Below are 25,930 nucleotides of genomic sequence, written 5' to 3'. Positions count from 1 at the left end.
GGAGTCGAGCGGGCCGCCCTCGAGCCAACGGACCAGGTCGGACGGACCACCGCCGGGCCGTCAGGCTGGGCCATTGGTACAGTCGCCGGTGATCGACGAGCGACGAGGAGGTCGGGCCGCATGACCGTGGACGAGCTGGACACCCGCATCCTGCGGCTGCTGCTGGAGCAGCCGCGGACCAGCGTGCGCGAGTACGCCCGCGTCCTCGGGATCGCCCGCGGCACCCTCCAGGCCCGGCTCGACCGGCTGGAGCGGGACGGTGTGATCACCGGCACCGGACCCGCCCTGTCGCCCGGCGCGCTCGGCCATCCGGTGCTCGCGTTCGTGCACATCGAGGTCACCCAGGGACACCTCGACGACGTGGGCGACGCGCTGGCGGCCGTACCGGAGATCGTGGAGGCGTTCTCGATCACGGGCGGCGGGGATCTGCTGACCCGGGTGGTGGCGCGGGACAACGCGCATCTGGAGGACGTGATCCAGAAACTGATCAGTCTCCCGGGGGTGGTGCGCACCCGGACCGAGGTGGCGCTGCGCGAGCGGGTGGCGCACCGGCTGCTGCCGCTGGTGGAGTCGGTGGGCCGCGCGGCCCGCAAGTGATCGTTCCCGTCGGCGCGGCCGTACAACCCCGAGGCCGCCTCGAAGGTCATTCCTGCGTGTCCCAGATACTCAACGGTCGTGGGGTCCGCGCGGCGTTCGACGCCGACGGCGTTCACCTGGACCGCTCCGATCAGCGTGTCGACATCCCGCTCGCCGCGGTCCGCGAGGTCCGGGCCGCTCAGGCGCGGGCGGTCGACATCGTGCTCACCGACGGTGTGACCCATCGCGTCGAGGGCGGCAATCCGACCGCGACGGCCGCGTTCGCCGCGGCCCTGACGGCCGCACTGCCGGAACAACGCGATCCGGCCGGCAGCAGGCTTGTCACCAGCAGCGCCAACCGGCGCGCGGGTTTCGGCGACTGGTGGCCGCTCGCGGCCGCGGCCCTCGTCGTGGTCGGCTACCTCGCGTACGCGGTGTGGGTCGCCGCCACGCACGGCGCGCGCGTCCTCGGCGTCGTCGTCGGTCTGCTGCCGCTCGGGCTGGGGCTGTTCGGGCTCGGCACGACCGTCCAGGAAACGTTTCGCCGGATCCTGCTCTCCCGCCGCGGCATCACCGTCCTCGCCCACGCCGTCGGCACCACCGGCAAGCGGTCGGTCGTGTTCGAGTACACCGACACCGAGGGCCGGACGCACACCTACGCGTGCCGGCGCCGGATGCCCGCCACCCAGCTCTCCTACGACCCGCTCAAGCCCAAGCGCGCCGTGCACGCGCTGTCGCTTCCCCTCGCCGTCGCGAAGGCCGTGGTCCTCTTCGTCGGCTGCGCGGTGTGGCTGGTCGTCGGCGTCGTGATGGTCTTCGGGCTGCTGTGGTGAGCCGGCTCCGGCAGCGTGGCCGACTGATCCATGTGTACGAGCTGCGCCGTCTCCACCCGGACGGAAGGCGGGCGGAGCGGACCGGGCAGCTCCGCACCTGGGCGGCCCGGCTGGCCGCGGGCGCCGCGGTGCTGCTCGGCTGGCTGGCCGGGGTGCTCCTGTGGTGGCACCCGGACGGGGCCGGGCAGCGCCGGGCCCTGGCGGTGGCCGGGGCCGCGCTGGGCTGCGGGGTGCTCTGGACGGTGCTGCTGGGGCGCGCCGCCCGCTGGGTGCGGGACGGCGCCGTTGACGACGCCGGGAGCGCGCCGCGGGTGGCGGGCCTGGCCCCCGACAACCTGGGGGACCCCGAGTGGCTGTGGAACACGCTGCGCATCGCGAACCTGGTCCTGCTGGGCGTGCCGGTCGCCGGCCTGACGCTGGCCCTCGTCGCCGACCAGGTCCTCGCCGACGCCGACCCCGGGCTGCCGGCCCTGCGCTGGGCGGCCGCCGGATGCGCCCTGCTGCTGACGGCGCTGATGGGCGGGATCGTCGGCGGGTTGTCCGTGGGTCTCGGCGCCGACACGGAGGACTGCTGGACCCCGCGGGGCGCGGTCGGCTGGCTGACGGTCTACGGCACGCCCCTGCCGCTGGCGGCGCCGTGGCTGTCCGGCATGCACGGTGCCTGGACCGGCGGCCTGGTGTGCCTGGCCGCGCTGTGGCTGCTCATCGCCCCCGTGAACAAGGTCGCCGCGAAGCTTCCCGGCACGGCCGCCGACTGAACGGCCGGAACTGGCCGCTCCCGACCCGTTGACCACCATCCGCCTCCTCCCTAGGGTCTGGTCGATCATCCGCACGACGTTCGACATGTCGACCACTCGCTACGACGTGGACCCGTGGAGGAGCACCCATGGCACCGCCCCTCTCCAGACGATCCCTTCTCCAGGCCGGCGCGGCCACCGCGGCCGCGACCGCCGCCCACCTCCCCGCCCGACCCGCCGCGGCCGCGCCCGGGCAGGCATCCGCCACCGTGGCCGCGCTGCCCGCGCCCGCCGCCTGGACCGTGCGGCCCTTCACCCTCGACGAGGTCGCCCTCGGGCCCGGTGTCCTCGCCGACAAGCGCGAGCTGATGCTGGACCACGCCCGCGGCTACGACGTGAACCGGCTGCTCCAGGTCTTCCGCGCCAACGCCGGTCTGCCCACCGGCGACGCCGTCGCCCCCGGCGGCTGGGAAGGGCTGGACGGCGAGGCCAACGGCAACCTCCGCGGCCACTACACCGGCCACTTCATGACCATGCTCGCCCAGGCCCGGGCGAGCACCGGCGAACAGGTCTTCGGAGACCGGCTGCGCACCATGACCGACGCGCTGACCGAGGTACGCGAGGCGCTGCGCCGGGACCCGGTGGTGCACCCCACAGTCGGCCGCTTCGGCACCGCCGTCGAGCAGCCGCGCGGCTCCTACCAGTACGTCGACCTGCCCTCCGGGGTGCTCGGCGGCGCCTCGGCGGTGACCGTTTCCGCCTGGGTGAGGCCCGCCCACGCCGGGAACTGGGCCCGGATCCTGGACTGCGGCGACAACACCACCCGCTATCTGTACCTGGCCGCCCGCAACGCCGCCGGCGTCCCCCGGTTCGCGATCACCACCGGCGGGCCCGGCGCCGAGCAGGGGCTCGACGGCACCGCCGAACTGCCGCTGGACCGGTGGAGCCACCTCGCCGTGACCCTCGCGGACGGCACCGGCGTCCTCTACGTCGACGGCACCGAGGTGGCCCGCAACACGGCGATGACCCTCACCCCGGCCGCGCTCGGCACCCCCGTGAACAACTGGCTGGGCCGCTCGAACTACCCCGCCGACCCCGTCTTCGCGGGCGCCTTCGACGCATTCGACCTGTGGTCCCGGGCGCTGTCCGCCGACGAGATCTCCGCGCTGCGGGACAGCCGCCCCGCGGACAGCGCCGCCGGACGCGGCGACCTGGTGTCGTACGACTTCGACGAGACCGCCGGCGCGGCCTTCGCCGACCGCTCGGGGCGAGGGCTGACCGCCACCCTGCGCCGCACCTGGGGCGGGCCCAGCCATCCGGGGTTTCTCGCCGCCTGTCCGGAGACCCAGTTCATCGAGCTGGAGTCGATGACCGGCTCCGACTACACGCGGGTGTGGGCGCCGTACTACACCGCGCACAAGATCCTGCGCGGGCTGCTGGACGCCCATCTCGCCACCGAAGACGAACGGGCCCTCGACCTCGCCTCCGGCATGGGCGACTGGATGCACTCCCGGCTGTCGAAGCTGCCCGAGGCCACCCTGCAACGGATGTGGGGGATCTTCTCCAGCGGCGAGTTCGGCGGCATCGTGGAGGCGATCGTCGACCTGCACACGCTCACGGGGAAGGCCGAGCACCTCGCGCTGGCCCGACTGTTCGACCTCGACCGGCTGATCGACGCCTGCGCGGCCGGCACCGACATCCTCGACGGGCTCCACGCCAACCAGCACATCCCGATCTTCACCGGGTACGTCCGGCTTTACGACGCGACCGGCGAGGAGCGCTATCTCACCGCGGCCCGGAACTTCTGGGACATGGTCGTCCCGCACCGGATGTACGGCATCGGCGGCACCAGCTCGGGCGAGTTCTGGAAGGGGCGGGACGTCATCGCGGGCAGCATCGGCGCCACCACCGCCGAGACCTGCTGCGCGTACAACCTGCTGAAGCTGAGCCGGACGCTGTTCCTCCACGAGCAGGCGCCGAAGTACATGGACTACTACGAGCGGGCGCTCCTCAACCAGGTGCTCGGTTCCAAGCAGGACCGGGCCGACGCGGAGAAGCCGCTGGTGACCTACTTCATCGGGCTGACGCCCGGCCATGTGCGGGACTACACCCCCAAGCAGGGCACCACCTGCTGCGAGGGCACCGGCATGGAGAGCGCCACCAAGTACCAGGACTCGGTGTACTTCCGCACGGCCGACGGCGGCGCCCTGTACGTCAACCTGTTCAGCCCCTCCACCCTGACCTGGGCGGAGAAGGGCCTCACCGTCACCCAGACCACCCGCTACCCGAGCGAGCAGGGCACCACGCTGGCCTTCTCGGGCGGCAGCGCCGCCTTCGAGCTGCGGCTGCGGGTGCCGAAGTGGGCGACGGCCGGGTTCCGGGTGACGGTCAACGGCGCCGCGGTGCCGGGGACGGCTACGCCCGGAAGCTACTTCACGGTGGCCCGCACCTGGCGCGGCGGCGACGTGGTCCGGATCTCCGTGCCCTTGCGGCTGCGGGTGGAGAAGGCCCTCGACGACCCTTCGCTGCAGACTCTCTTCCTCGGCCCGGTGAACCTGGTCGGCCGCAACGCCTCGACGGCGCTGCTCAACCTGGGGCTCTTCCGCAACGCCGGTCTCTCCGGCGATCTGCTGCCCACCCTCACCCCGGTGGCGGGCAGCCCGCTGCACTTCACCCTCGACGGCACCGTGTTCGCGCCCTTCGCGGAGGGCACGGAGGACCCGACGCACGCCTACTTCCGGCGTGCGGAACCCCGGGTGGTGTTCGGGAACTCCGACTCGGGGGTCGCCAATCCGGTGCGGTCCGACGGGACCACGCTGCTGGACGAGGTCTGGGCCGGGGCGCCGTTCACCGGCAAGGGCGCGCTGGTCGCCCGGGTGCGGTCCACCGTGGACACCTGGGTGGCCGCGGGCCTGCTCGGGGCGGCCGAGGGGCGGACGGTGGTGGGCACGGCGCAACGCGCGACGTACGCCCGCTGAACCGAGCGGGGGCCCAGGTGACCGGGCCCCCGCTCGGTCAGGACTTGCGGCGGGGCTTGCCCCGGCGGCCGGCCGCGGCCTTCTTCGCGGGGGCGGGCTTGCGGCGCTGGGCGGCGGCCTCGGGACGCTTGCGCCGGGGCTGCTCGGCGGCCTGCTGCGTCTGAGGGGCCGTACGGCCGCGGGTGCTGTTGACGGTCCGGCCGCGTACGACGCCGATGAAGTCCTCGACCTGTTCCGTCGTGGCCTCCTCCGGCCAGGCCAGGCCGATGCCCGACTGGGGCGCGTCCACGAGGGTGCGGTAGGTGAGGTCCTTGCGGTGGTGGAGCCGGGCCAGCGACTGGGGCACGACGAGCAGGCCGACGTTGGCCGCGACCAGCTCCACGGCGTCCGCGACGGTGGCGGGGCGCTCGAAGCCGGGCAGGCCCGGCGGCCGGTCCCAGCCGATCACGTCGTCCAGCGGATGGAAGACCACCTCGTCGGCGAGGTCCTCGGCGGTCAGCTCCTCCACGGCGGCCGCCGCGTGGTCCTTGGGCACCACGACCACGGTGGTCTCGGTGTAGAGGGGGATCGCGCTGAAGAACGTCCGGTCGACCGGCAGGCGGACGAACCCGGCGTCGGCGGCCTTGTCCCGCAGGGCCCCCGGCGCCTCGGCCGCGGTGACCGGGAGGAGCTCCAGGGGGATGTCGGGGTAGCGCTCGTTCCAGATCCGCACCCACTTCGAGGGTGTCACTCCGGGAACGTAGGCGAGCCGGAACGTCGAGGGTGCTTGCGAGCCTGTCACCAGGCCAGGTTACCGGCCGTGGTCGGCGGGGGTCCGGCCAGTGGATACCCTTGGGTCATGACGTCGCACCAAACCTCCCAGACGATGAAGCCGGCCACCGCCGCCAAGAAGCTGGGTGTGTACCTCGAGGCCACCCCCGCGGAGTTCCGGGAGGGTGTCGTCTCGCGTGCCGAGCTGAACGCGCTCCAGGCGGACCCGCCGCAGTGGCTGAGCGAGCTGCGGCGCACGGGCCCGCACCCCCGCCCGGTGGTCGCGGCGAAGCTCGGTGTGTCCATCGCCGGCCTGGCCCGCGGCGGCGTGACCGAGGCGCTCACCACCGAGCAGATCGAGGCGCTGAAGCAGGAGCAGCCCGAGTGGCTGACGAAGGAGCGCGCCACGCAGGCCGAGGTCCGCAAGGAGTCGGTCCGGATCAAGCAGAAGAACGCCGAGCGGGCGGCCCGCGAGGACTCCTGACCCATCGCGTCGCGGGTGCCGGGCGCCGGGCGCGCCCGGCAAAACCGAATGCGTACAGGCGTGCGCCCCTGGGATCATCCCGGACATGTCGCACAGCCTGGAATCGCTGGTCGTCCAGCACACCCGCCGACTCCCCTCCCCCGTCGGGACCCCGGGTCAAGGGGCCGTCGCCGCACGCCAGTTGGACGCGGCGCTGATGACGGTGGGCTTCAAGCTCTCCGGCGAACTGCTGGAGCGTCTTTCGGGGCTGTCCGTGGAGACGGTCGTGGACACCGCCGCGCGCACCCTGGCCACGGTCCGCGCCTCGGTCGGCGACCACGTCCGTCACAACGCCTACTTCGTCGACTTCCCCGCCAACGTGCCCGACACGGTGGACTTCTGGCGGGACTGCGTCGTGCGGGCCCTCGCCGACGGGTCCGTACGCCCCGGCCTGCTCACCGAGTCGAGCGCCGGCGCGGTGAACCTGCTGACGCTTCCCTCGTACGGCCGCTACCAGCACACCTACGAGGAACTCCTCGCCGCGCACGACGAGTTGCTCGCCGCGGCCGGCGACCGGGTCACCGTGCTGCACCTGGGCGGTGAACTCGCCGACGAGGTGAGCGCGTTGTACCTGGCGCTGGCCGGGTCCACCACTCCGCCGGGCGACGAGCACCTCGCCGATCTGGAGGCCCTCGCCGCGGTGTGCGCCGACGGACCGCAGCCCGGGACGATTCCGGTGCGGGAGAACCGGGCCGTGGTCAACCGGGCCCGCCTGGCGGCGGGCGCCGCGCCGCTGCTGGACACCGTCACGGACGTGCTGCGGCTGGCCTGCGCGCTCTCCGGCGGCGACGTCACGCTCCAGCGGCCGACGCGGCTGCGGGCGCTGTCGCGTCCGGTGCGCCGCGCCCTGCTGGCGGGTCTGGACTCCGTCGTCGCGGCCGCACCGGGCAAGCTCGCCGACGTGCCCGTGCACCGCGAGATGTTCAAGCGGCTCGGGGAGCGGCTGCACCCGCACGAGTACCCGCGGTGGCCGCACGCCGCCGAGGTGTTCGCGGTGGCGCGCGGCGAGCGCAGGCCGCCGTCCTTCGACCGCCGGGTCGAGGAGCTGCTCGGCGCCGGTGATGTCGTCGGCGCGGTGGGCGTGCTCGTCGACGCGCCCGGCCGGCTCTACCGTGCCCTGGACCGGCTGCTGCGGATGTGCCGTACGGGGCAGGAGCGGGAGGCCGTCGTGGCCGCCGTCGTGGAGGCGGCGCCGCGGGTCTCCGGGCGGGTCGTGCTCTCGGTGCGTGAGCATCTGCACAACCGGACCGGTGACGGCGGCGGGCGGCGGGTGTTCGTCAACCGGCGCGGGCGGGCGTGGGTGACCGAGGACGCGCGGGCGGCGCTGCCGCAGGCCGAACGGGAGTCGCTGATCGCCGCGTTGGACGCGGAGATCCGCCGCCGGCTGCCCGACCCCGGGCGGCTGGTGGTCGACCCGGAGATGCTCGACGTGGCGCTGCCGCTCAGCGGGCGGGCGACCGCGGCCGGGCTCGGTGTGCTGCCCCGCGGTTCGCTCTCGGTGGTGGACGGCGAACTGCTGCGGTTCTTCGTGTACTGGAAGCAGGCCGCCCGGACCACCGACTACGACCTGTCCGCGCTGATCCTGAACGCCGACTACTCCACCGACTGCTGGCTGTCGTGGACCAGCCTCACGGCGGTGGGCGGCGAACACTCCGGCGACATCACCGAAGCGCCCCGGGGTGCCTCGGAGTTCATCAACCTCCGGCTCGGGGCGGTGCGCGGGACGTTCGTCGTGCCGCAGGTCAACGTCTACTCCGGGGAGGGCTTCGAGGAGGCCGCGGAGTCGTTCTTCGGATTCATGCTGCGCGAGGGCGAGCAGCGGGGGCGGCCGTTCGAGCCGCGGACCGTGCGGATGAAGTCGGAACTGCGGGGGCCCGGCCGGGTGGCGCTGCCGCTCGCCTTCCTGCGCGGCGAGGACGGGCTGTGGCGGGCCAAGTGGCTGCACCTGTACCTGCGGGGCGACCCGAACGCCAACCAGGTCGAGGGCAACCGGGTGTCGGTGGCCGCCCTGCTGCGCGGGATCGTGGAGCGGGAGCAGTTGACGGTGCGTCACCTGGTGGGGCTGATGGCGGGTGGTGCGGTGACGGAGTGGGACGGCGCGGACCTGCCGGACGGTCCGGTCACCTACATCGGGCTGGAGCGCCCGGAGGGACTGCACCCTCACTCGCGGGTCTTCACCCCGGAAAACCTGCGCGACCTGATCCCGGAGTGACTGGTAGCGTGAGCCGTGGCGAGGCCATGGAGGGGGCTTCCTTCTCACCGCCGTGAAAGCGGCTTCAATGGATCTAGTCCCCACGCTCTCCTCGCCGTTGACGAAGGCTCCGGCCGCCCCGCCCGAACGCGGGGCGGCCGGAGCCTTTTTCAGCTGTCGTAGTCGACCGTCAGCGTCTCGGAGACCGGGTACGACTGGCAGGTGAGGACGTATCCGGCCTCCACCTCGGCCTTCTCCAGGGCGAAGTTGCGGCGCATGTCGACCTCGCCGTCGGTGACCAGGGCCCGGCAGGTGCCGCAGACGCCGCCCTTGCAGGCGAACGGCAGGTCGGGGCGGGAGCGTTGGGCGCCGTCCAGGACGGTCCGCTCCCGGGGGAGCGCGTCGGTGGTGGAGCGTCCGTCGAGGACGACGGTGACCCGGCTGACCGGTCCGGTGGGTCCGGTCTCCTGGTGGCGGACCTCGCGCACCGGCTCGTCGTCGGCGTAGAACAGCTCCTGGTGGACGCGGTCGGCGGGGACGCCGAGCCCGTCGAGGACGCGTTGCGCGTCACGGACCATGCCGTGCGGGCCGCACAGCCACCAGTGGTCGGCCGTCGTCACGTCGACCAGCCCGTCGACGAGCGCCGCCAGCCGCTCGGCGTCGAGGCGTCCGGAGAGCACCTCGGCCTCCCGGGGCTCGCGGGACAGGACGTGGGCGAGCTGGAAGCGGCTCGGGTAGAGGTCCTTGAGGTCGGCCAGCTCGTCGGCGAACATCACCGTGCCGGTGCGGCGGTTGCCGTAGAAGAGGGTGACCGTGGAGCGGGAGTCCGCGGCCAGGACGGACTCGGCGATGGACAGCATGGGGGTGATGCCGGATCCCGCGGCGATCAGCACATGGTGTCCGGGGGTGGTCAGGTCGGGCGTGAAGTTCCCGGTGGGGGCCATCACCTCGACCGTGTCGCCGGGGCGCACCTCGTTGACCAGCCAGGCGGAGAACAGGCCGCCGGGCACCACCCGTACGCCGATACGGGGGGCCGATCCGGCGGGGGTGCAGATCGAGTAGGAGCGGCGCTCGTCGCGGCCGTCGATCTCACGCCGCAGGGTCAGCGACTGGCCGGGCGCGAAGGCGAACTCCTCGGCCAGCTCGGGCGGGATCTCGAAGCCGACGGCGGCGGCGTCCTCGCACAGCGGCCGCACCGCGGCGACCCGCAGCGGATGGAAGACCGGGCGGCGGCGCGGGCGCGGCTTCACGGCCTCGGCGGGGGCGGTCGGGGCCATCTAGATCTCCTTGACGTACTCGAACGGCTCGCGGCAGGCGCGGCAACGCCAGAGCGCCTTGCAGGAGGTGGCGGCGAACCGGGAGGTCTCCTCGGTCTCCGCCGAGCCGCAGCGCGGGCAGGCCACGGTGCGCCGGGTCGGCGACAGCGTGAGCGTGACCGGGCCGCGGGGGGCGGCGCCGGGCGGGGCGATGCCGTGCTCGGTGAGCCTGCGCCGGCCCTCCGGGGTGATCCAGTCGCTGGTCCACGGCGGGTTCAGCACCGTGCGGATCTCCACGCGCTCGTAGCCGGCGGCCCTCAGCCGGGCGGCGACGTCGGCGCGCATCTCCGCCATGGCGGGGCAGCCCGAGTAGGTCGGGGTGAGTTCGGCGACGACGGTGCCGTCCTCGGCGAGGGTGACCGCGCGCAGGACACCGAGGTCGGCGAGGGTCAGCATGGGCAGCTCGGGGTCGGGCACCTGCTCGGCGACGCGCCGGGCGTGCTCCGCGTCGAGCGCGAGGGTCACCATGTCGCCCCCGGGAGGGCGCGGGCCACGCTCTGCAACTCGGTGAGCAGTGGGGCGAGATGCTCGGTGTGCTCGCCGTCGCGGCCGGAGCCGGGGCACGGCCGGTAGACCGGCATGGGCAGTCCGGCCTCCTCGGTGACCTGGCGCAGCACGGCGACGACCTCGGTCCGTACGTCGCAGGCGGTGAACAGCTCGCCCAGGTACGGCGCGACCTGCTCGACGGCCCTGCGCATCCGGCGGTGCGACTCCTCGGTGCCGTCACCCAGACGCACCGCCCACTCGGCGGCGTACTGCCGGTGGTAGGCGAGTTCCTTGACACCCTTGGCGGCGACGGCGGACAGCACCGGGTCGGGGTGGGTGGCCAGCCGCTCGAAGTGGGCGAGGCGCCAGCTGGCCAGCACCAGCAGCCGGACGATGGTGAACGCGAAGTCGCCGTTGGGAAGTTCGGCCAGGCGGACGTTGCGGAAGTCGGCGGGGTCGCGGAGGTAGGCGTAGGCGTCCTCGTCGCGGCCGGTGCCGTCGGCCTGGCCGGCCCGGGAGTACAGCAGTCGGGCCTGGCCGAGCAGGTCGAGGCCGATGTTGGCGAGCGCGACCTCCTCCTCCAGCTCGGGGGCGCGGGTGATCCACTCGGCGAGGCGCTGGGCGCCGACCAGGGCGTCGTCGGCCAGGGCGACGCAGGTCGCGGCGAGCGCGGCGGCGTCGACGCCGTCCGGGACGGTGGTGTCGACGCCGTGCAGGGGGTCCTCGAAGCCGGTGCCGTAGGCCCAGCGGGTGTCGTCCTCGTGGCCCTCGGCGAGGGTCATGTAGACGTGGTCCTCACTCATCCCCGGCTCCTAGATGTGCGGGACATCGTCAGGGATGTCGTAGAACGTCGGGTGGCGGTAGACCTTGTCCGCGCTGGGGGCGAAGAAGGGGTCCTTCTCGTCGCGGGTGGAGGCGGCGATGTGCTCGGAGCGCACCACCCAGATCGACACGCCCTCGTTGCGCCGGGTGTACAGGTCGCGGGCGTGGGTGAGGGCCATCGCGTCGTCGGCCGCGTGCAGCGATCCGACGTGGACGTGGTTCAGTCCGCGCTTGCCGCGCACGAACACCTCGTACAGGGGCCAGCTCTCGGTGTGGCTCATGCCGCCGGTTCCTTCCGGGCCCGCTTGGCCGCGTGGGCGGTGGCCGCCTCGCGCACCCAGGCGCCTTCCTCGTGGGCGCTTCTGCGCCGTTCCATCCGCTGGGCGTTGCAGGGGCCGCCGCCCTTGATGACCCGCATCAGCTCGTCCCAGTCGGGCGTGCCGAAGTCGTGGGCGCCGCGCTCGGCGTTCCACTTCAGGTCCGGGTCGGGCAGGGTGACGCCGAGCTTCTCGGCCTGCGGGACGGTCATGTCGACGAAGCGCTGGCGCAGTTCGTCGTTGCTGTGCCGCTTGATCTTCCAGGCCATCGACTGGGCCGAGTTGGGCGAGGCGTCGTCGGGCGGGCCGAACATCATCAGGGACGGCCACCACCAGCGGTTCACCGCGTCCTGGACCATCTCCCGCTGGGCCTCGGTGCCGCGCATCATCGTCATCAGCAGCTCGTAGCCCTGCCGCTGGTGGAAGGACTCCTCCTTGCAGATCCGCACCATCGCGCGGGCGTAGGGGCCGTAGGAGCTGCGGCACAGCGGGACCTGGTTGCAGATCGCGGCGCCGTCGACGAACCAGCCGATGACACCGACGTCGGCGAAGCTCGGCGTCGGGTAGTTGAAGATCGACGAATACTTCTGGCGGCCCTCGATGAGCCGGTCGGTGAGGTCCGCGCGGTCCGCGCCGAGGGTCTCGGCGGCCGAGTACAGGTAGAGACCGTGGCCGGCCTCGTCCTGGACCTTGGCGAAGAGGATCGCCTTGCGGCGCAGGGACGGCGCGCGGGTGATCCACTCCCCCTCGGGCTGCATGCCGATGATCTCCGAGTGCGCGTGCTGCGCGATCTGCCGGACCAGCGTCTTCCGGTAAGCCTCGGGCATCCAGTCGCGCGGCTCGACGCGGTGGTCGCGCGCGATCGTCGCGTCGAAGTGCTCCTGGAGTCCGTCCGGGGGCGAGTCCTCGGCGAGGCGTGTCGTGGTCATCAGCACCAGCTTCCCAACCGACCATTCGTTCGGTATCAGTGTGACGCGTTTCCGCCTCCCCGGCAAGACCCCCGCGCATCCCCGCGGTCGAAGCCGCGGACCACCCTTGACAGGCCGCGGGCGGGACTGGTTGTTTGGCGGTGCGGAACCCGGACCGAATGGTCGGTCGGTACATGAGGTGGTGGAGACGGTGACACGGACCTCCGACCCGGCGTCGCCCGCCCGGGCGATGTTCGCCGCGGACGAGGCGTCCCGGGGGCTCGGGATCGAACTGCTGGAGCACGGCGAGGGCACGGCCGTGCTGCGGATGACCGTGACCTCCGCGATGGTGAACGGCCACGGCATCGCCCACGGCGGCTATGTGTTCCTGCTCGCCGACACCGCCTTCGCGTGCGCGTGCAACAGCCACGGCCCGGTGACCGTGGCGGCGGGCGCCGACATCACCTTCGTCGCCCCGGCCCACGAGGGCGACGTCCTCGTGGCCCGCGCGGAGGAACGCACCCGGTACGGCCGCAGTGGTATCTACGACGTGAGCGTCCTGCGCGGTGACGAGACCGTCGCGGAGTTCCGCGGACGCAGCCGCAGCATCGGCCGGACCCCCACCCAGGCGCCGAAGGAGTCGCGATGAGCAAGCCGGGCGAACCCCTCCCCCACGATCTGCGGGACGACGCGGAACGGCTGAGCCGGGAGCAGCTCGCCGAGCTCCAGCTCGAACGGCTGCGGTCGACGCTGCGGCACGCCTACGACCATGTGGAGCTGTACCGCAAGAAGTTCGACGAGGCCGGTGTCATCCCCGAGGACTGCCGGTCGCTCGCCGACCTCGCCCGGTTCCCCTTCACCACCAAGGCCGACCTGCGGGACACCTACCCCTTCGGCATGTTCGCCGTGCCCCTGTCCGAGGTGCGGCGCGTGCACGCCTCCAGCGGCACCACGGGACGCCCCACGGTGGTCGGCTACACCGAGAACGACATCTCCATGTGGTCGGACGTGGTGGCCCGTTCGATCCGCGCCGCCGGCGGCCGGCCCGGCCACAAGGTCCACATCTCCTACGGCTACGGCCTGTTCACCGGCGGTCTCGGCGCGCACTACGGCGCCGAGCGGGCCGGGTGCACGGTGATCCCCGCCTCCGGCGGGATGACGGCCCGGCAGGTGCAGATCATCCAGGACTTCCGGCCCGAGATCATCATGGTCACCCCGTCCTACATGCTCACCCTGCTCGACGAGTTCGAGCGGCAGGGCGTCGATCCCCGGGACACCTCCCTGGAGGTCGGCATCTTCGGCGCCGAGCCGTGGACGGAGGAGATGCGCCGCGAGATCGAGGAGCGCACCGGCATCCACGCCGTCGACATATACGGGCTCTCCGAGGTGATCGGCCCGGGCGTGGCGCAGGAGTGCGTGGAGACCAAGGACGGACTCCATGTGTGGGAGGACCACTTCTACCCGGAGATCGTCGACCCGGTCACCGACGAGGTGATGGCCGAGGGCGAGGAGGGCGAGATCGTGTTCACCTCGCTCACCAAGGAGGCGCTGCCGATCATCCGGTACCGCACCCGGGACCTCACCCGGCTGCTGCCGGGCACCGCCCGCCCCGCCTTCCGCCGGATGCGGAAGGTCACCGGCCGCTGCGACGACATGCTGATCCTGCGCGGGGTCAACGTCTTCCCCACGCAGATCGAGGAGATCGTGCTGCGCACTCCCGCGGTGGCCCCGCACTTCCAGATCCGGCTCACCCGGCGCGGCCGGATGGACCACATGACGGTACGGGTGGAGGCCCGCCCCGGCGCGGATGCCGAGCAGCGGCAGGCGGCGGCGCGGCTCGTCGCGCAGGGCGTGAAGGACGGCGTGGGCGTCAGCGTCGACGTGGAGATCGTCGAACCGGAGACCCTGGAACGCTCCGTCGGCAAGATCAAGCGGGTCAGGGACCTCCGGGAGGAGTAGCGGCCGGAAGGGCGGGGGCGCGCCCGGCCGTTCCGGCGGCCGTCGACGCCCCGTCCCGCTCGGCCACCACGGCGGCGGCCGACAGCAGGGTCGCCGCGCCGAGCGTGCCCCACAGGGCCGTCGGGCCATGGGGCGCGAGGGCGGTGATGACCATCGGGGAGACGGCGAGGCCGAAACCGGTGGAGACCTCGAAGCGGGCCAGGACCCGGCCCAGGGCGTGGGCCGGGGCGAGGGCCGTGACCAGCGCGGTGGCGCTGCCGGCGTAGACGATCTCGCCGAAGGTGCAGACCACGGAGACCGCGGCGACGGCCGGGGCGCCCCGGCCGGGTCCCAGCGAGGCCGCCGCGAGGAAGCCCAGGTAGGACACGGAGAGCAGGACGCCGCCCAGGGCCAGCACGGTCCGCCGGGGATAGCGGGACAGCAGCACCGTGACCGGCACCTGGAGCGTGACCACCAGGACCGTGTTGGCGACGAAGACGGCGGCCGACCACACCGGGGACGCGTCCAGTTGGGTCACCAGGATCAGCGGGAGCGCGATCTCGGGGACGTTGAGGCAGAAGACGTAGACCACGTTGGCGGTGAGCAGCGCGCGCATCCGCGGGGCGGGGCCGTCGTCGGCGGTCGCGGCCGGGTCGGCCGACGGCCGCGCGCGCAGGCGGACCGACCACGCCAGGCCCGCCGCGACCAGACAGGCGACACCGGTCAGCGCCGCCAGCGCCCGCAGTGCCGTGGTGCCGCCCGTCAGGCACACGGTGGCGATCAGCGCGCCCACCCCCATCCCGGCGTTGCGCAGGGCACGCCCCGCGGCGAGCGCCGCGTCGCGTTCGCGGCCGTGGGAGACCGTGGCGACGAGGGCGGCGTGGGCGGGCGGCCACGCCTGGTTGCCGACGCCCTGGACCAGGGCCGCCGCCGCGAACAGCCAGACGTGTCCCGAAGGGGTGGCCAGCAGCAGGGCCACGCCCAGCGCCCGTACGAGCATCGACGCCGCGACGACCGTGCTGCGCGCGCCCCGGTCCAGCCATCGGCCGACCGCGGGCACGCACACCAGGCCGGCGACGATCCCGGCCGTCATGGCGATGCCGGTGGCCGGTGCGGACAGGCCGAGCACCGTCACCCCGTACAGCAGCAGGAAGGGCCGCAGCAGGCCGGTGCCGAGCGCGTCCACGGCCAGGGCCACGGCGTAGCGGGGGCCGCCGGAGGCGTGGACCAGGGCGCGGGGCCGGATCTTGGAGAGGGTCGCCATGGCGCCCCACCGTGGCCTCGGCCGCCGTGCCCGGCACGCGAGTTGACGAAGACCGTCAATCGACGCCGCCGTCGGCCGCCCCGTCGGTGATCCTGTGCGGGTGACCTTGAGGATCGACATCAGCGGCCTGTCGGCCGAGCGTCTGCGGTTCGCCGCGTCCCCGCTGGCGGAGCTGACCGCGATGCTGCATGTGCTGGCCGAGCCCGGTCATCATCCTGGGTTCGCCGGCTGGGCGGCGGACGTGTGGGCGGGGCTGCGGCCGGAGGTGGCCGAGCGGCTCAGGGAGGCGGAGTTCCTCTGGCGTTCCTCGCAGGCCGACTTCCTGCTGCCGGCCCGGCCCCGGCCGACGCTCGCCGAGGAATTGGACGACGTGGACCGGATCGACGACGAGGCGTACGTGACGGCCGCGCTCGTCACCACCTGCGGCGGCGGCCGGGTCCCCGTCGCCGCGCCGTCCCCGCTCACCGACGCCGCCGCGCGTGAGCGGGCGCTGGACGTCGCCCAGGCGCGCGGGCCCCGCCAGGAGGCCTTCGCGGAGCGGCTGCTCGCGGACCCCGGGGCCGTGCGGGCGCGGGTGCGCGGCACCCTGGAACGGTGTGCGGAGGCGTTCTTCGACGCCGCCTGGGCGGAGGTCGCCGTGTCCCTCGCCACCGATCTGCGGACCAAGAACGACCTGCTGCGGCGGCAGGGCGCCGGCGCGGCCCTCGCCGCGGTCTCCGGCGCCGTCGCGCTCTCGTCGGACGGCGACTGCATCGTGGTGGACAAGCTCCAGGACAAGGCGACCGCCGCGCACGGCGCCGCGGTGACGTTCGTCCCGAGCGTCTTCGGCAGCCCGCATCTGACGGTGGTCCACGCGCCGGGCTGGCGACCCGTGGTGCAGTACCCCGTGGGCGAGCCGAGCCCGGCACCTCCGGTGTCCCTGGACACGGTCGCCCTGCGCCTGGAGGCGCTCTCCCATCCGGTACGGCTGCGGCTGCTGCGCACCCTGGCCCGCGGGCCGCACACCACCGGCGAGCTGGCCCACACCTGGGAGCTGTCGGCGCCGGAGGTCTCCCGGCATCTCACCGTCCTGCGCCGCGCGGGCCTGCTCACGGCCCGGCGGCAGGGCCGCTACGTCCGCCACACCCTCGACCTGCCCGGGCTGACCGCGCTGGGCACCGACCTGCTGGCCGCGGTGCTGCGCTGAGCCGGCCGGGTCAGCGCTCGATACGCGCGACGTGGGCGACGTTCGCCCGGTCCTCGGCGTCCTGGCCGCCCTCGGCGGCGAACCAGGCGTCGAGGATCTCCGTCAGCAGCGGCCCGGAGGTCAGGCGGAGGCCGAGAGCGAGCACGTTGGCGTCGTTCCAGCGGCGGGCGCCGTCCGCCGTGTAGGCGTCCGTGCACAGCGCCGCGCGGACCCCGCGCACCTTGTTCGCGGCGATGGAGGCCCCGGTCCCGGTCCAGCAGCAGACCACGGCCTGCTCGGCCGTCCCGGCGGCGACCTCGCGGGCGGCCGCCTCGGAACAGACCGCCCACCGGGGGTCGTCGCCCTCGCGCAGCGCCCCGTACGGCACGACTTCGTGGCCGCGCCGCTCCAGCTCCGCGAGGAGGAGGCGCGCGACAGGTTCGTCCATGTCGGAGGAGACGGCGATCCGCATGGAGCGGAGCCTACTCAGCCAGGTGTTCGACGTCGTCCCGAACCGGGACGTAGAGTACCCCTCGGGGTATTTCCGGAGGGGTGATCATGGAACTGGATCTGGCGGGTGCCGAGCTCAAGGCCGTGCTGAACCGGCTGCGCCGGGCTCAGGGGCAGATCGCGGGGGTGATCCGCATGATCGAGGAGGGGCGGGACTGCGAGGAGGTCGTGACCCAGCTCGCCGCCGCGTCCCGCGCCCTGGACCGGGCCGGGTTCGCGATCATCGCCACGGGTCTGCAGCGGTGCGTGGCCGACATGGAGTCGGGCCGCAGCACGGGCGAGGACGCCGAGCAGATGCGCGCCCGCCTGGAGAAGCTCTTCCTGTCACTGGCCTGACGGCTCCCGCCGGGGTTCCGGACGCCTGACGGCGTCCGCCGCGTTCCGGCTGCCCGACGGCTGCCCGACGGCTGCCCGACGGCTGCCCGACGGCTGCCGCCGGGATTGTGGCCCTCCGCCCTTCACCGGGCTGACGGCTCGGGCCGGGGTCCCGGGCCGGCCGCCCTCACTGAGCTGACGGCTCCCGCCGGGATTTCAGGGGTCTGACGGCGTCGCCGGGTTTCGGCTCGGGCCGGGGTCCCCGGCCGGCCTCACTCAGCTGACGGCTCCCGCCGGGTCCCGGGCCTGCCGCCCTCTCCTAGCTCACGGCTCACACCGGATCCCGGGCCGACCGCCCCCACCAGCCTGGCGGCTCACACCGGGTCACAGGTCAACCGCCCCCACCGGCATGGCGGCTCACGCCGAGGCCCGGGCCGATCGGCCCGGCGGATCGGGCCGGGGTCGCGGGTCGGCCGCGCTCACTCGCGCGTGGTCGTCCCGGCCCTTTCGGCGCACCAGCGCCGCGCCGCGTCGGCGGCCTCGTCCAGTGCGCCGGGTTCCTCGAACAGGTGCGTGGCGCCGGGCACGACGTACAGCTCGCAGGGTGTCCGCAGCCTCCGCGCCGCCTCCTCGTTGAGCCGCAGCACCTCCCGGTCCCGCCCGCCCACGATCAGCAGCACGGGCGCCCGTACGGCGTCCAGGGCGTCCCCGGCCAGGTCGGGCCGCCCGCCCCGGGAGACCACGGCCAGTACGCGCGCGGGCCGCTCGGCGGCGGCCACCAGGGCGGCGCCGGCCCCGGTGCTGGCGCCGAACAGGGCGACGGGCAGCTCCCGGGTGTCCGCCCGGCCGGCGAGCCAGTCGATCGCGGCGACCAGCCGCCCGCCGAGCAGCGGGATGTCGAAACGGTGCTCTCGGGTGAGCGCGTCGCGCTCCTCCTCCCGGTCGGTGAGCAGGTCCATCAGCAGGGTGCCGAGCGCGGCGGTGCGCAGCACGGCGGCCACCCGCCGGTTGCGGGGGCTGTGCCGGGAACTGCCGCTGCCGTGGGCGAAGAGCACCACGGCCCGCGCGGACTCCGGCACCACCAGGTCGCCCGCCAGTTCGACGCCCGGGCCCGCGGGCACCAGCACCGGGTCGGAGATCGTCGTCATCGCCTGCCTCCACGGTCGGCCGGTCCCCGAGTTCCTCCGATCCGCAGGCGCAACCGCGACCGGCCTACCGTGGAGGTGTGGGCGACGGTGCAGTGACGTTGTTCCTGTGCGGTGACGTGATGCTCGGGCGCGGCGTCGACCAGATCCTCGCGCACCCCGGTGACCCGGTGCTGCGCGAGCCGTACGTGACGGACGCCCGTGACTACGTGCGTCTCGCGGAGTCGGTGCACGGCCCGGTGCCCGCCCCGGTGCGGCCGTCCTGGCCGTGGGGAGAGGCGCTGCGCGTGCTGCGCGCGGCCGAGCCGGACGTGCGGATCGTGAACCTGGAGACGTCGGTCACCGGCGGCGGCAGCTTCGCGCCCGGCAAGGAGATCCACTACCGGATGCACCCGGCGAACCTGCCCGCCCTGTCCGTGGCCCGGCCCGACGTGTGCGTCCTGGCCAACAACCACGTCCTGGACTTCGGCCGCTCCGGTCTGGCGCAGACGCTCGGCTCGCTCGCCCGCGCGGGACTGCGGACGGCGGGCGCGGGACGGGACGCCGACGAGGCGTACGCGCCGGCGGCGGTCCCCCTGCCCGGCGGCGGCCGGGTGCTGGTGTTCGCGCTGGGGATGCGGTCCAGCGGCGTCCCCCCGGGGTGGGCGGCGACCGGGGACGGGCCCGGGGTGGCGTACCTGCCCGCGCCGACGCCGGCGGCCGCCCGTGCCGTGCTGGAGCGGGTGGGCCGGCACCGGCTCCCCGGCGACCTGGTGGTCGTCTCCGTGCACTGGGGCTCCAACTGGGGCTATCGCGTACCGCGGGACCAGGTCGGCTTCGCGCACGCCCTGGTGGACGGCGGCGTCGCCCTCGTCCACGGGCACTCCTCGCACCACCCGCGCCCGGTGGAGGTGTACCGCGGGCGGCTGATCCTGTACGGCTGCGGCGACTTCGTCGACGACTACGAGGGGATTCCGGGGTTCGAGCGGTACCGGGACGACCTGCGGCTGATGTTCCTCGCCACGCTGGCGGCGGGCGACGGACGGCTGGCCGGGCTGCGCATGGTCCCGCTCGCGGCCCGGCGGATGCGCCTGGAGGGGGCACGGAAGGCGGACCGGGAGTGGCTGCGGGCGACCGTCGAGCGGATCAGCGACGGAGTGCGCCCCACCTTGGAAGACGACGGGTCGCTGACCCTGCGCTGAGGTGTTCGGACCCCGTTCAGCGGCCGGGTGAGGGCGTTGTCAGTGGCCTGCCCTAGAGTTCCGGTCACTTGATCACGGATGTGGGGGAGGCACCTGTGGGGTGGGTGACGGCGGGCGACTACGAGGTCGCGCTGGAGTCGGGGAAGGTCGTGTGCCGCAACGCGGCCGGACGGCGGTTGAAGTCGGTACCGACCAAACTCGCGGACGACCCGGCGGTGGTGGGGCTGCGTCAGCTCACCGAGTGGCTGGAGCGGCACGAACGGCAGTGCCTGGCCGACGTCGAGAAGTGGATGGTGCGTTCGCTGCCGGTGCCGTTCGCGGTCGTCGCCGGGGTGTGGCCGGACCCGGCCTGGCAGGCGGCCCTGCGGGACGTGGTCGTGACCGGGCCGGACGGCGAGGTCGCCGGGTTCCTCCGGGACGCCGACCCCGAGCGCGGCCTCGGACTGGTCGACCTCGACGGCGACACCGTGCGCATCCGCCCCGAACTCGTGCACATCCCGCACCCGGTGCTGCTGGCGGACCTGGAGGAACTGCGGGAGTTCGCCGTCGAACTCGGTGTGGAGCAGCGGGCCCAGCAGCTCTTCCGCGAGGTGTGGCACCGCCCGGCCGACCTGGACCCCGAGTCCACGTCCGTCGAGGACTACGCGGGCGGCGTCTTCAAGGAACTGCGGTTCCTGCACGGCAGGACCACCCAGCTCGGCTACCGCGCCCGCGGCGGCGACGCGGTGTGCTCGCTGCGCGAGGACGGCCGCGCGATCGAGGCCCGCGTCTGGATCGGCGACTACGACGGCTACATGGAGACCGAGACCGGTCCCCTCACCTGGACCGACGGCTCCGGACGGCCGTTGAAGCTCGGCCAGGTCGGGCCGGTGGCCTGGTCGGAGGGCATGCGCATGGCGGCCGCGCTGTACGCCGGACGCGACATCGAGGACGAGGAGAAGGCCGCATGAACACGTACGACGAGACCACCGCGGCCGCGCTGCTGGAGGCGGGCGCCGTCCTGCCGCCGGGCACCACCGACCGTGAGGACGCCGACACCCTCACCGTCCGCACCTACACCCACCCCGCCCTGGACGACCGGCGGATCGTCCGGCTGGTGCCGGGCACCCTCGGCGAGGCCGAGGACCTCGCCCTGGAGTTCCTCGGGCTGGCCCGCGAGGCCGAGGTGCCCGAGGTCGGGCAGGTACGCCGGGAGACGCTCGGCTTCCCCGCCTGGGCGCTGGTCAACGACCCGGCCAACGGGCACCACGCGCTGGCCCTGGTCAAGGACGTCGAGCGGCTCGCCCGCCAGGCCAAGTCCCGGCCGGGCGCCGCCAAGGAGGGCTTCGAGGAGCTGGGCGAGCGGCTCGGCCGGGCCGTGCCGCACTTCCTGCCGACCTTCTACGAGCAGGCGGCGCGGATCTTCCTCCAGCACGAGAACACCACCTACGCGGCGGCCTTCTTCGGCAAGGCGCGCCAGGCCGAGCGGGTGCACGCGCTCGCCGTGGACGAGGACCGGCAGCGGGCGGTGTTCCTGGAGTTCGCGTTCGCCGGCGCCCTGACGGTGAAGGCGCTCAAGGAGCACGTCAAGGACCTGGCCCGGCGGCTCGACCCGGCGCAGGCGTGGGCGCAGTACCGGCAGCTGACGGTGGAGCGCTGCGCGGCGGGCATGCCGCCGTACGCCTCGCTGCCGCAGGACGCCCGGAGTCTGATCAAGGCGGCCGGTCTGTCCCGGGTCGACGAGGAGTGCGAGCTGGTCGGCGACCTGATCGCCTCCCCGGCCGCGGTGCGCGCGCCGGCCTCGTTCTGGAACGCCTACCGGGCGACGCTGGGCGTCCTCGCCGAGCGGCGGCCCGCCGCCCGGGTCCGGCTGCTGGAGATCATGCCGGGCGGCCTGGGCCGGTCCGTGGAGGACGACGAGTTCTGGCTGGCGCTGCTCGCCGAGTGCGGCGCGGACCGGCTGCTGACCGGTGAGGACACCGAGGCGGCCGGCGAGGTCGACGCGGCGGACTGGCTGGGCCGCTGGGCGTTCCACCGCAAGCACGGTTCCGCGATCTCCTGGCGCTCCCCCGGCACCCTGGCGCTCGCCGCGCGCATGGCGGAGCGGCTGCGCGCCGACGGCCGGCCGGTCGACCTGTTCTCCGGCCGCTGGCAGGCCGGCGCGGACCTGGACCTGCTGGACCTGTGCGCGGCCGAGAAGGTCCCGCTGGCCCTGCCCGACGCGGAGACCCGCGTCCACCTGGCGCTGGACCGGTGGCTGCGCGACGAGCGCCCCGGCGCCCGCGACCTGACGGCCACCGCGGCGGACCCGCGGCTGCTGCGGCTGCTCCACGAGGCGGTCGGCCGTCTCGGCGGCGAGCACCGGGGCCTGACCCAGCTGCTGGAACCCCTCGCCGACCACCCGGTGCTGGGCGAGGTGCTGCGGGCGTGGCTGGAGCGGTCGGCCGGGCGGTACACCGCCGCCACCGGTCTGCCGGGGGCGCGTGCCGCGCTGGAGCGGATCCAGCCCTTCCGGCCGGTGGCGTTCCGGGTCGACGCCGAGGCCGTGGCCGGCGTGGCCGCGCACGACGTCGCCCCGCTCCTGGGCCGTACGCTGCGCGCGGGCATCCTCGACGAGCTGGGCTGGCCCGCCCTCGACGAGGCCCTGCGCGTGCTCGACGAGGCCGTCCCGGCCAAGGACCCGAACCGTGAACTGACGGTCACCGAGGCCTGGCCCGCGCTGATCCTGTCCCGGGGCGTCAAGGTGATCGTCGTCGGCCCGCAGGGGACGCTCCTCGAACACGAGCTGCGGCTGCCCATCGAGCTGGACCGGTGGAACCGTCCGCAGTTCCGCTACGCCGACGGTGAACTGATGGTGATGTGGCGGCAGGACGGCAAGCAGGTCGGCTACTGGTCGAACCGCCCGTCGGAGGTGTTCGCCCTCGGCGGGGAGCAACTGCCCTACTGGCGCAGCTCCGACGCCGGCCACCCCTCCGTGCCGCTGTCCGGCGGCGGCGTGGCGACCGGCGGCCGCACGCTGCACGCCGGGGACACGGTGCTGCCGCCGAGCCGTCCCCTGCTCGGCGACGGCGTCACCTGCTGGCGGCAGGGCAGGCAGGGCCTGAAGCAGGTGTGGCTCGAGTACGACCCGGCGACCGGTACGCACGGGCGTGCCTCCCTGCCCGCCTTCCTCCAGTCCGGCATCCACGAGGACGCCTCGCTGGTGCAGTCGGCGTGCGAGGTCCTGCCGCTGCAACCCGGCCTGGAGGGAAGCCCGTTCGGCACCGACGGCAAGGTCGTCGGACGCTGGGTGCGCACGGCGAAGGACGGCGAGGAGACCCTGACGACCGCCGGTTCGCCGGACGGCCGTACCGTCACCGTCGGCCGGGCGGCGGGGGTGCCGATCGGCGCGCTGCGGCTGCCCGGCGGCGCCGAACCCGTCGCCACGTACCGCGACGGGCGGGTGGCCCTGTTCGCCCCCGACGACACCTCCGAGGGCGGTCTGCTCGGCCGGGTGACGCTGGGCGAGCGGGGCAGCGAGTTCGCCTCGGGGACCCGGTTCGTCCCGCCGGTGGCCTTCTGGCACGCCCTGCGCGCCCGCGACGAGCAGGGTTCGGCGGCGCTGCGCGCGCTCACCGACGAGCGGGCGGCGAAGCTGCTGCGGGCCGGGGCCGAGGCCGTGGCGGAGCGCAAGGCGCTGCTGGACGCGGCCGGTGACGACACCGACGCCCGGGCCGCGGTGCCCAACGGTGACGTGTTCATCAGGCGGATGGTCGCCGACGTCCTGCCCGAGATCACCGACAAGCGGCTGCGCATCGGTGTGGCCGCGCTGGTCCGCGCGGCGCTGTGGCTGAGCGACTCGGCCACCACCTTCGCCACCCCGCCGGTGCCCCGCGAGCAGCCGGACCGGCGGAACACCCAGGGCATGTTCGCGGACTACAGCCCCGAGCACGGCAACGACCGGGCGGTCCGTGACGCCGCCTCCGGCATCGCCTCGCTGTGGGGCGGCTGGGGCGGCGAGCGGGAGTGGACCGTGCTCCGGCAGATCCGCGCGGTGAACCACGTCCTGTCCGGCAGGCCGGCCGACGGAACGGCGCTGCCCGCCAAGCCCGGCAACCCCGGCGTCCTCGGCGACGGCTGGGCCAGCGACCAGCGCACGATCCCGCGGATGGGCGCGGTGTGGCCGTCGCTGCTCGGCACGCTCCGGGCGCTCGCCTACCGGGCCGCCCTGCCGACCACGCCGGACACCGCGCGCGAGGCGCTGGTCCTGCTGCTGGAGGCGGTGGCCGAGGGCCCGCTCGCCGAGCCCGGGTCCGCCCTGCGCCAGGTCGTCCTCAGCGAGCCGCATGAGAACCAGCCGCGCGTGGGCCAGGTGCTGCGCCGGGACGGCCGTACCGTCGTGGTGCTGAGCTGCCCCAACTCCCACGGGGTGAACGGCAGGGTGCACTGGACCGCCCTGGACCACGATCCCTCCGGCGCGTTCGGCGCCATCGCCCACTTCACACTGGAGGAGGAGACCCGGATCGGGCAGGTGTTCCCCGCCGACGGGCTCACCGCGCTCACCCGGCTGATCCGGGACAAGGGGGCAGCCCCCTGGCGGCCGGAGGCGTCCGAGGCGCTCGCCGCGGCGACCCGGGGCGGACTCGGCGCGCTCCAGGCGACCGTGCTGCTCGCCGGTCAGCCCCAGGACCGCGACGCCCAGGCCCTCGCCCTGATGGACCTCAAGCCGCGCCAGCTGGAACAGGCCACGCGCATGCTCAGCACGGTCTCGGCGCAGGACCGCAACGCCCTGCTCGGGGCGCTGCTGCCCGCCGAACCGGCGGACCTGTGGAGCACCGGCCCGGACACCGGGGCCGCGGGCCGGGTGTGGGCCGAGCGCCTCGGCTCGCTGGTCCGGCTGCCCGAGGACGTCGCGGCGGACCTCGCCGGGCTGCCCGCGGGATCCGCCCAGGTCGTGCTGAACCCCGGGCACTCGGCCTGGGTCAGCAGGACCACCGTCCTCGGCCTGGACAAGGACGGCAACCTGGTCGCCGAGGACCCGTCGGCCGTGCCGAGCGCGCACGACCTGACCGGCGCCGTCGCCGCCCTGGCCTCGCTCGCCTACGCACTGCCCCACGGGCATCCGCTGCGCGCCGCCCTGCCCGAGGGACTCGCCGCGCTGCGCCGCCGGGTCGCCGACCCGGAACTGCTGCTCCAGCTCGACGTGGAGTGGACGGAGAAGGGCAGCCCCTCGGCGGTGGAGGTGCGCAAGACGTACGGGCTCCCGGAGACCGGCGGCGCGGACGCCCTCGGCCTGACCCGCGCCGGGGAGGCGCTGGTCCTGCGCCCGTGGCACGGCGAGAGCGAACTCACCCTGGTCCGCCCGGCGGGCCTGACCGGCCCCGACGACGCCGTGTTCGGGCTGCTCGAAGGGGTGACGGGACCGCTGCGGGGCGCCGGTATGCGGTCGCTGCGGAACCTGCTCTCGGACGACCTCGCCCGGACCGTCGCGGCGGGCATCGACCCCGACGGCCCGGCCGGTCACGCGCAGGACCCCACGGTGAGCGTGCCGGAGCTGGTCGCCGAGGTCGCGGCGGCCCACGGCCTCGGCGAGGACGCGGCGGCCCTGTACCTGCAGTTGCTGGCGCTGCCCGACCCGACGGACCGCAACTGCGCCCGGTGGACGGGCTGGAAGCCGGCCCGGCTGAAGCAGGCCCGCGCCGAGCTCGCGGCGTCCGGCCTGGTCGTGGAGGCCAAGCGGCCCCGCGCCGGACGGACCCTGTTCCTGCCCGGCGGCTGGCGCGACCTCAAGGGCTCGGCCCTGCCGGTGGAGTCCTGGAAGGAGGGCCTGTACCCGATCCACGACCATGTGCGCGCCGTCCCGCTGCTGCCGCTGCCGGAGCTGTTCGCCCGCGCCTGGGCGCGGGTGCTCGACGGCGACCCGCCGGCCTACGAGGAACTCACCACCCGGGCCACGCGCAAGGGCCGCCGCCGATGAGACGCGCCGTCCCGCACCAGCCGACCCGCACCCCCGCCGA

General features: G+C 74.3%; 22 protein-coding genes. 13 read left to right on the top strand and 9 right to left on the bottom strand.

What is annotated here, in order from left to right; genetic code table 11:
• Positions 1-120: 120 nt before the first annotated feature.
• From ABT296_RS00600 to ABT296_RS00585, 4 genes are all read left to right on the top strand, one after another.
• Positions 121-597 carry an Lrp/AsnC family transcriptional regulator gene (locus ABT296_RS00600; protein ID WP_351922148.1) on the top strand — a complete coding sequence of 159 codons (477 nt, stop codon included), beginning with the start codon at positions 121-123 and terminating at the stop codon, positions 595-597.
• A 56-nt stretch (positions 598-653) separates the two neighbouring features.
• A complete protein-coding gene (locus tag ABT296_RS00595; RefSeq protein ID WP_351922147.1) occupies positions 654-1,409 on the top strand; it encodes a hypothetical protein in 756 nt (251 codons plus the stop codon).
• Positions 1,406-2,167 (top strand): hypothetical protein, encoded by a 762-nt coding sequence (locus ABT296_RS00590; RefSeq protein ID WP_351922146.1) that lies wholly within the window; start codon positions 1,406-1,408, stop codon positions 2,165-2,167. Before ABT296_RS00595 ends, ABT296_RS00590 begins: the two co-directional genes overlap by 4 nt.
• 128 nt (positions 2,168-2,295) lie before the next feature.
• A complete protein-coding gene (locus ABT296_RS00585; RefSeq protein ID WP_351922145.1) occupies positions 2,296-5,124 on the top strand; it encodes a beta-L-arabinofuranosidase domain-containing protein in 2,829 nt (942 codons plus the stop codon).
• A 37-nt stretch (positions 5,125-5,161) separates the two neighbouring features.
• Here the strand turns inward: ABT296_RS00585 and ABT296_RS00580 are convergent, their stop codons facing one another.
• Entirely contained in the window at positions 5,162-5,905 is a 744-nt protein-coding gene (locus ABT296_RS00580; RefSeq protein ID WP_351922144.1) for a LysR family substrate-binding domain-containing protein, read from the bottom strand.
• 57 nt (positions 5,906-5,962) lie between these two features.
• On the opposite strand from ABT296_RS00580, the gene ABT296_RS00575 reads away from it, so the two are divergent.
• Together ABT296_RS00575 and ABT296_RS00570 are read left to right on the top strand one after the other, a co-directional pair.
• Positions 5,963-6,358: a DUF5997 family protein gene (locus tag ABT296_RS00575; protein WP_351922143.1), complete on the top strand. Its 396-nt coding sequence runs from the start codon at positions 5,963-5,965 to the stop codon at positions 6,356-6,358.
• Positions 6,359-6,443: 85 nt separating this feature from the next.
• Positions 6,444-8,609, top strand: a complete 2,166-nt coding sequence (locus tag ABT296_RS00570; RefSeq protein ID WP_351922142.1) for a TerD family protein — start codon at positions 6,444-6,446, stop codon at positions 8,607-8,609.
• A gap of 149 nt (positions 8,610-8,758) precedes the next feature.
• On the opposite strand, the gene paaE is transcribed toward ABT296_RS00570, so the two are convergent.
• Genes paaE through paaA form a run of 5 tightly spaced genes read right to left on the bottom strand, consistent with a single transcriptional unit; the run spans position 8,759 to position 12,458 of the window.
• Entirely contained in the window at positions 8,759-9,865 is a 1,107-nt protein-coding gene (gene paaE / locus ABT296_RS00565; protein WP_351922141.1) for a 1,2-phenylacetyl-CoA epoxidase subunit PaaE, read from the bottom strand.
• The gene (gene paaD / locus ABT296_RS00560; RefSeq protein WP_351922140.1) at positions 9,866-10,372 is read right to left on the bottom strand and encodes a 1,2-phenylacetyl-CoA epoxidase subunit PaaD; all 507 of its coding nucleotides are present in this window, start codon (positions 10,370-10,372) and stop codon (positions 9,866-9,868) included.
• Positions 10,366-11,193: a 1,2-phenylacetyl-CoA epoxidase subunit PaaC gene (gene paaC / locus ABT296_RS00555; RefSeq protein ID WP_351922139.1), complete on the bottom strand. Its 828-nt coding sequence runs from the start codon at positions 11,191-11,193 to the stop codon at positions 10,366-10,368. The genes paaD and paaC overlap by 7 nt, the downstream gene beginning before the upstream one ends.
• A 9-nt stretch (positions 11,194-11,202) precedes the next feature.
• On the bottom strand, positions 11,203-11,493 hold the full coding sequence (paaB, locus tag ABT296_RS00550; protein ID WP_351922138.1) for a 1,2-phenylacetyl-CoA epoxidase subunit PaaB: 291 nt from the start codon (positions 11,491-11,493) through the stop codon (positions 11,203-11,205).
• Positions 11,490-12,458: a 1,2-phenylacetyl-CoA epoxidase subunit PaaA gene (paaA, locus tag ABT296_RS00545; protein ID WP_351922137.1), complete on the bottom strand. Its 969-nt coding sequence runs from the start codon at positions 12,456-12,458 to the stop codon at positions 11,490-11,492. The genes paaB and paaA overlap by 4 nt, the downstream gene beginning before the upstream one ends.
• 229 nt (positions 12,459-12,687) lie before the next feature.
• Between paaA and paaI the strand changes: the two genes are divergently transcribed.
• Both paaI and paaK read left to right on the top strand, forming a co-directional pair.
• Positions 12,688-13,086, top strand: a complete 399-nt coding sequence (gene paaI, locus ABT296_RS00540; protein WP_351922404.1) for a hydroxyphenylacetyl-CoA thioesterase PaaI — start codon at positions 12,688-12,690, stop codon at positions 13,084-13,086.
• The gene (gene paaK / locus ABT296_RS00535; protein ID WP_351922136.1) at positions 13,083-14,396 is read left to right on the top strand and encodes a phenylacetate--CoA ligase PaaK; all 1,314 of its coding nucleotides are present in this window, start codon (positions 13,083-13,085) and stop codon (positions 14,394-14,396) included. The genes paaI and paaK overlap by 4 nt, the downstream gene beginning before the upstream one ends.
• Here the strand turns inward: paaK and ABT296_RS00530 are convergent.
• Positions 14,374-15,639 carry an MFS transporter gene (locus ABT296_RS00530; protein ID WP_351922135.1) on the bottom strand — a complete coding sequence of 422 codons (1,266 nt, stop codon included), beginning with the start codon at positions 15,637-15,639 and terminating at the stop codon, positions 14,374-14,376. The genes paaK and ABT296_RS00530 overlap by 23 nt on opposite strands.
• A gap of 100 nt (positions 15,640-15,739) precedes the next feature.
• On the opposite strand from ABT296_RS00530, the gene ABT296_RS00525 reads away from it, so the two are divergent.
• Entirely contained in the window at positions 15,740-16,825 is a 1,086-nt protein-coding gene (locus tag ABT296_RS00525; RefSeq protein ID WP_351922134.1) for a DUF5937 family protein, read from the top strand.
• A gap of 10 nt (positions 16,826-16,835) precedes the next feature.
• On the opposite strand, the gene ABT296_RS00520 is transcribed toward ABT296_RS00525, so the two are convergent.
• Positions 16,836-17,276 carry an RpiB/LacA/LacB family sugar-phosphate isomerase gene (locus ABT296_RS00520; protein WP_351922133.1) on the bottom strand — a complete coding sequence of 147 codons (441 nt, stop codon included), beginning with the start codon at positions 17,274-17,276 and terminating at the stop codon, positions 16,836-16,838.
• Positions 17,277-17,362: 86 nt separating this feature from the next.
• Between ABT296_RS00520 and ABT296_RS00515 the strand changes: the two genes are divergently transcribed.
• Entirely contained in the window at positions 17,363-17,650 is a 288-nt protein-coding gene (locus ABT296_RS00515; protein WP_351922132.1) for a metal-sensitive transcriptional regulator, read from the top strand.
• 458 nt (positions 17,651-18,108) lie between these two features.
• On the opposite strand, the gene ABT296_RS00510 is transcribed toward ABT296_RS00515, so the two are convergent.
• A complete protein-coding gene (locus tag ABT296_RS00510; RefSeq protein ID WP_351922131.1) occupies positions 18,109-18,777 on the bottom strand; it encodes a dienelactone hydrolase family protein in 669 nt (222 codons plus the stop codon).
• Positions 18,778-18,854: 77 nt separating this feature from the next.
• Here ABT296_RS00510 and ABT296_RS00505 point away from each other — a divergent pair, with 77 nt between their 5' ends.
• From ABT296_RS00505 to ABT296_RS00495, 3 genes are all read left to right on the top strand, one after another.
• Positions 18,855-19,955 carry a CapA family protein gene (locus tag ABT296_RS00505; protein ID WP_351922130.1) on the top strand — a complete coding sequence of 367 codons (1,101 nt, stop codon included), beginning with the start codon at positions 18,855-18,857 and terminating at the stop codon, positions 19,953-19,955.
• Positions 19,956-20,050: 95 nt separating this feature from the next.
• Positions 20,051-20,905: a DUF4132 domain-containing protein gene (locus tag ABT296_RS00500; protein WP_351922129.1), complete on the top strand. Its 855-nt coding sequence runs from the start codon at positions 20,051-20,053 to the stop codon at positions 20,903-20,905.
• Complete coding sequence (locus ABT296_RS00495) at positions 20,902-25,890, top strand: hypothetical protein (protein ID WP_351922128.1); 4,989 nt, start codon at positions 20,902-20,904, stop codon at positions 25,888-25,890. The genes ABT296_RS00500 and ABT296_RS00495 overlap by 4 nt, the downstream gene beginning before the upstream one ends.
• Positions 25,891-25,930: the final 40 nt, after the last annotated feature.

The organism is Streptomyces sp. NPDC000983, from assembly GCF_040299205.1.
In the GTDB taxonomy this organism is placed as follows: Bacteria; Actinomycetota; Actinomycetes; order Streptomycetales; family Streptomycetaceae; genus Streptomyces.
This window is presented reverse-complemented; position numbering and strand designations above follow the sequence as displayed.

Excerpts from the sequence above, each read along its gene's own strand:
- ABT296_RS00600 (WP_351922148.1), top strand. The coding sequence starts at position 121 with ATGACCGTGGACGAGCTGGACACCCGCATCCTGCGGCTGCTGCTGGAG.
- ABT296_RS00585 (WP_351922145.1), top strand. The coding sequence starts at position 2,296 with ATGGCACCGCCCCTCTCCAGACGATCCCTTCTCCAGGCCGGCGCGGCC.
- ABT296_RS00575 (WP_351922143.1), top strand. The coding sequence starts at position 5,963 with ATGACGTCGCACCAAACCTCCCAGACGATGAAGCCGGCCACCGCCGCC.
- ABT296_RS00570 (WP_351922142.1), top strand. The coding sequence starts at position 6,444 with ATGTCGCACAGCCTGGAATCGCTGGTCGTCCAGCACACCCGCCGACTC.
- paaE (WP_351922141.1), bottom strand. The coding sequence starts at position 9,865 with ATGGCCCCGACCGCCCCCGCCGAGGCCGTGAAGCCGCGCCCGCGCCGC.
- paaD (WP_351922140.1), bottom strand. The coding sequence starts at position 10,372 with ATGGTGACCCTCGCGCTCGACGCGGAGCACGCCCGGCGCGTCGCCGAG.
- paaC (WP_351922139.1), bottom strand. The coding sequence starts at position 11,193 with ATGAGTGAGGACCACGTCTACATGACCCTCGCCGAGGGCCACGAGGAC.
- paaB (WP_351922138.1), bottom strand. The coding sequence starts at position 11,493 with ATGAGCCACACCGAGAGCTGGCCCCTGTACGAGGTGTTCGTGCGCGGC.
- paaA (WP_351922137.1), bottom strand. The coding sequence starts at position 12,458 with ATGACCACGACACGCCTCGCCGAGGACTCGCCCCCGGACGGACTCCAG.
- paaI (WP_351922404.1), top strand. The coding sequence starts at position 12,688 with ATGTTCGCCGCGGACGAGGCGTCCCGGGGGCTCGGGATCGAACTGCTG.
- paaK (WP_351922136.1), top strand. The coding sequence starts at position 13,083 with ATGAGCAAGCCGGGCGAACCCCTCCCCCACGATCTGCGGGACGACGCG.
- ABT296_RS00530 (WP_351922135.1), bottom strand. The coding sequence starts at position 15,639 with ATGGCGACCCTCTCCAAGATCCGGCCCCGCGCCCTGGTCCACGCCTCC.
- ABT296_RS00520 (WP_351922133.1), bottom strand. The coding sequence starts at position 17,276 with ATGCGGATCGCCGTCTCCTCCGACATGGACGAACCTGTCGCGCGCCTC.
- ABT296_RS00515 (WP_351922132.1), top strand. The coding sequence starts at position 17,363 with ATGGAACTGGATCTGGCGGGTGCCGAGCTCAAGGCCGTGCTGAACCGG.
- ABT296_RS00510 (WP_351922131.1), bottom strand. The coding sequence starts at position 18,777 with ATGACGACGATCTCCGACCCGGTGCTGGTGCCCGCGGGCCCGGGCGTC.
- ABT296_RS00495 (WP_351922128.1), top strand. The coding sequence starts at position 20,902 with ATGAACACGTACGACGAGACCACCGCGGCCGCGCTGCTGGAGGCGGGC.